5 protein-coding genes are annotated in these 4,026 nt (G+C 47.3%); 2 read left to right on the top strand and 3 right to left on the bottom strand.

What is annotated here, in order from left to right; all coding sequences use genetic code 11:
• Nucleotides 1-217 precede the first annotated feature (217 nt).
• From L0156_03900 to L0156_03890, 3 genes are all read right to left on the bottom strand, one after another.
• Nucleotides 218-415 (bottom strand): type II toxin-antitoxin system HicB family antitoxin, encoded by a 198-nt coding sequence (locus tag L0156_03900; GenBank protein ID MCI0602133.1) that lies wholly within the window; start codon nucleotides 413-415, stop codon nucleotides 218-220.
• An 87-nt stretch (nucleotides 416-502) separates the two neighbouring features.
• Nucleotides 503-880: a helix-turn-helix domain-containing protein gene (locus L0156_03895; GenBank protein ID MCI0602132.1), complete on the bottom strand. Its 378-nt coding sequence runs from the start codon at nucleotides 878-880 to the stop codon at nucleotides 503-505.
• 11 nt (nucleotides 881-891) lie between these two features.
• Nucleotides 892-1,185: a type II toxin-antitoxin system HigB family toxin gene (locus L0156_03890; protein MCI0602131.1), complete on the bottom strand. Its 294-nt coding sequence runs from the start codon at nucleotides 1,183-1,185 to the stop codon at nucleotides 892-894.
• An 84-nt stretch (nucleotides 1,186-1,269) separates the two neighbouring features.
• Between L0156_03890 and L0156_03885 the strand changes: the two genes are divergently transcribed.
• Nucleotides 1,270-2,274 (top strand): hypothetical protein, encoded by a 1,005-nt coding sequence (locus L0156_03885; GenBank protein ID MCI0602130.1) that lies wholly within the window; start codon nucleotides 1,270-1,272, stop codon nucleotides 2,272-2,274.
• A gap of 31 nt (nucleotides 2,275-2,305) precedes the next feature.
• Nucleotides 2,306-3,472, top strand: coding sequence for an SEC-C domain-containing protein (locus tag L0156_03880; GenBank protein MCI0602129.1), 1,167 nt, complete (start codon nucleotides 2,306-2,308; stop codon nucleotides 3,470-3,472).
• Nucleotides 3,473-4,026 lie beyond the last annotated feature (554 nt).

Below are 4,026 nucleotides of genomic sequence, written 5' to 3'. Positions count from 1 at the left end.
CGACGCAACCGGTGGAGCAGCAGCCGGATGGTTCCATCATCCTTCTGATGCATGCTGCAGGGACAACCGAATTGCTGAACTGGGTCCTCGGCTACGACAGGGGGGTTCTTACCGCTTTTTGAATTTTCGTAAATGTCGTGATTCGCGCCGTGCCGCTTGAGATAGCATCCCGCCTTCACGAACTCGCGAATGAATTCGTTCCGCTTAACATTTCGAGTTAGAGTTCCTTAGTTCTGATTGCAAGATCGGGTGCTGGAAGCTCTTTGTCTGCCATCATCAGTTTGTAAGCATCTCTTATATTTTCCTCCAGCTCTTCCAATGTTTCTCCTTGACTGAAAATTCCAGGTATCTCCTTCAATCGACCAACGTACCAACCCTCATCCTGCCAATATTCAAGGCTAAAACTTCGCGTCATGCTAAAAAAGATACCCTATCGACAGTGTACCTGTAACGCTATCGATGCGCTGCATCTGAGCGCCTGGCGCAGTTTCCGTGATAACAATCATGCAGCTTTTGTTTTCATTCGGTAAGGCTGAATTAGTACCTCAGCTGGTATGCCGAGATCCTTGTGAAGCCTGCGAATCATTTCCATAGTTAGAGCGCGCTTGCGATTCAACACTTCCGAAACGCGGGCACGACTTCCGATAAACCGCTCCATGTCCCGGCGAGTAAGCCCTCTACTTTCCATATAGTAGCGTATGGCATCGATCGGATCGGGAAGGGAGATTTTCTGATGCTTTTCCTCGTAAGCTTCAACGAGCGTTGTCAGCACTTCAAGGCGGTCCGCTTCGTGCGTCCCCGGCACAGCGGCAAAAAGATGCTCAATCTCTTTTAATGCCAACTGATAATCCTTTTTGGTCTTGATGGGTCTTATTTCCATGACTGCTCCTTTCAAATCGTCCTTGGGTCAATCTTGTTGTAATCGGTGTGTGTACCCACGAAACGAATATAGACAATGCCGAAAGCGAACTGAATTGCTACGACAATCCGGTACTTATTTCCTTTAATATTAAATATAACTCTGTTGTTGCCCAGGAAGCTGCAACTCCGATAAATATTCTTAATATCAGAAGGAGTTTTCCAGGTGGAATGTTTCACGTCAAAATACCAGGCCTTCAATGGCTCCTCTGCATCAGGATGTTTTTGCCAAAATTCTCGAAGCGTTTTCCGAGATATTATACGCACGCGACAATTATAGGATGTTCCCTATATGGGAGCAAGCAAGAAATGCATTGTTATGGTAACTTACTTGCTTTTAGGAGTTGGAAAATGCATGTTCCTTCAGTTTCGCAAGAAATTTGGCAAGAGCTTTATCAACAAGCCATACGTTTCAGAGAGCTTGAGCCCTGGAAGTGGATGGAAGAAGCAGACGTTTTCGGAATACAGGATCCGGGCACATCTCAGATTGGATACGGCACAATCATGGGTATCCTTGGTGAGGTTCTCGCTTTCTGTGTGTACCGGGGAAGCGGAGGCCTCACATTCCACCAGCGGTTGTTGGATGACGCAATGACTAAAGACGATTTTATTGCTGAGCGAAACCATCTAATGGTGGAATTCGTTGCGAAAAAAGAACTCGAGCCGGAAGACAAAAAAATCATTGCAATTCTCGGTCTTCGTTTCCAAGGGACCAAGCAATATCCTCAGTTTCGCAGCCACTTGCCCGGCTATTGTCCGTGGTTTGTGAACGAGTCTGAAGCGCGCTTTCTTGCTTTCGCGCTTCTCTGCGCCATTGATGCGAGTCTGCTGAAGCAAAAAGATCCGAGCTTTTTGTTCCGTTCGAGAGAAGCAGAATATCTGACCTATATTCCGAAAGAGCGGGGCTCGTTTTCAAAAATATGGCAAAAGCCTGCTCCTATCCCGGTGCCGGAGATTCAGATTCCACAGCCTAATGTTCACGAAATCAGGAGTCGAAACCTTCGAAAAGATTCAGCGTGGCAGGCGCATTGGTTCTTCTTGCCCGGGGCGATTCAGGACAAGGAACGCCCCTATTTCCCAAAATGCTTGATGATTGCTCATGAGAAGTCCGGCTTCATAATTGCCATGGAGGTAGTTCACCCGGAGGATGGTTCGCCAGCAGATTTGGAAAAGAAGATCCTCCAAAGTATGGATGAAACGAACCTCCTTCCCTCTGAAATCCAGGTGCTAGACCAGCGCGTGCATCAGGCGCTTGCGCCTTTGGGTGAGTTGCTGGGCATTCGCATTGTTTTGCGGAGGGAACTTGGCGCTATTACAGAGGCGCGACTGGAACTCGGGAAAAGCATGAGGCGGTAAACCTTCTGCGCCCTAATGAAAGGAGTCATTTGTGAAGCCTTCTCACATTGCTATGGATCGCATCGTCGAACGAGAATACAAAACGAATCGAAAATATCGAAAAGAAATAGACAAGTCGGAAAGGCCTATGCTTCGTCACGGGCGAAAAATGAGTGATGAAGAAATCCTCGCAAGATTGGCGTCTCTTGGTTTAAGCATCACGAAAGAGCATTTTGCATCGCTCTCTTCCGGTTTTCTTTCCGCCGAGCAAATGTCACTTTCTCTTTCTAACGAGTGCCGCTTGAAATTGAAATCTTTCGATCAAGACTGGATTTGGATCGGACTCACAGTCTTATGGGAGCGCTGGCAACTGGAAAGGCCAAGCCTTGAGATGATCGATGATCGTATTCAGGAAGGATACGAAAAGGCGCATCGAGGCGATAGTGCATCAGCAGCACGCGTCTGGTCGGAGACATGGAAAACCGTTTTGGAGATAGCGGATGCCCGAGGCCTTAAATCTCTTGCCGCGTTGGATGACATCTTTCTAGGCTCTGAATTTCTCGAGAACTGGATACAGGATCTCGAAGTTGAATTCTGGAACGCATCTTCTGATAATCCCGAATTCTTGAACGCGAGGATACGATTTTGTGAAAAGGTCATGCAGCGCTTTCCAAAGGAGGATGAGCTGATCCTGGAAAACTTCAGACGGGCGATCGGAGAGTCCTACTACGCCCTTGGAGAAGCAGCCCGTACCGATAGATTATTTCGCGGATGGCTTGATGCTGATCCCGAATGGGGCTGGGGCTGGATCGGTTGGGCCGACTGCTACACATTCAATAAGCCGATTGATTACGACAGGGCAGAGGAGATCTTGAAGCAAGGACTATCTGTTCCGGATGTTCGGGATAAGTATGACCTCGTGGAACGGCTGGCCGATGTTTATGAAGAAGCCAAGGAGAAAGTCAAGGCCAGGGAGATTCGCAAACAGTTAGAGAACATGAATCAGATAGATGCCGACATAGAAGTCGATGAAGAAGGTAGAATTTTGAGAATTCGGCAAGTCATGGATTTTGGTGAGGAAGGACTCCCTCTAGATCGTCTGCCGGATCTTGAAAATGCTTTGCGCGCTGAGACTCCAATAAAAATCGATAAGACTGGTAGAAATGATCCGTGTCCGTGCGGCAGCGGCAAGAAATACAAAAAATGCCATGGTCTGTAATGACGCATCGGGTCTTGACTTAATTTGGCAGAGCATCTGATTTTTGGTCAGATCTCTTAAATCGGAACCAATCAACCGCCCTAACTGCAAAAATTGCGGGGCCATAGACCTATTATTCCGCGTTTCTTTATTTTTTGATGGTTGATAAAGGCGGGTGGATCTGTTTAAGAGTCAGATGCTCTGCCAATTGAGCTAACGGCCCAAAGCTTTAAATACAATCACTTACGGCTACTTTGCCGTTTGCATTGTTGCAGTCTTGTTGCGCCTGTTTGCATTTTTCGAGATGAAGAGATAGACTCTTTTCGTGTCCGAACAGTGGAGTTCCATGCATCTTCATTCTCAATTTTCGCTCCTGAAATCCTTCCAGAAATGCAAACAGGTGCAACGAGAAAGTTATTCTGGATCGGCCATTTTAGCAAACTTCGACGGTGATTGAAAATGGGCGTCAGGATCAGCAGCAATGAAGAACGAAGAGGATGGGGGATGTGGAGATGAGGAAGGGGGGATCAGGGGATACTTGGAACGGGAAAGGAGTGGCATTGATTTGTAACTGT

The sequence above is a fragment of the bacterium genome (genome assembly GCA_022616075.1).
Lineage (GTDB): Bacteria > Acidobacteriota > HRBIN11 > JAKEFK01 > JAKEFK01 > JAKEFK01.
The sequence above is the reverse complement of the archived record's forward strand: the minus strand, read 5'-3'. Positions and strand labels throughout refer to the sequence as shown.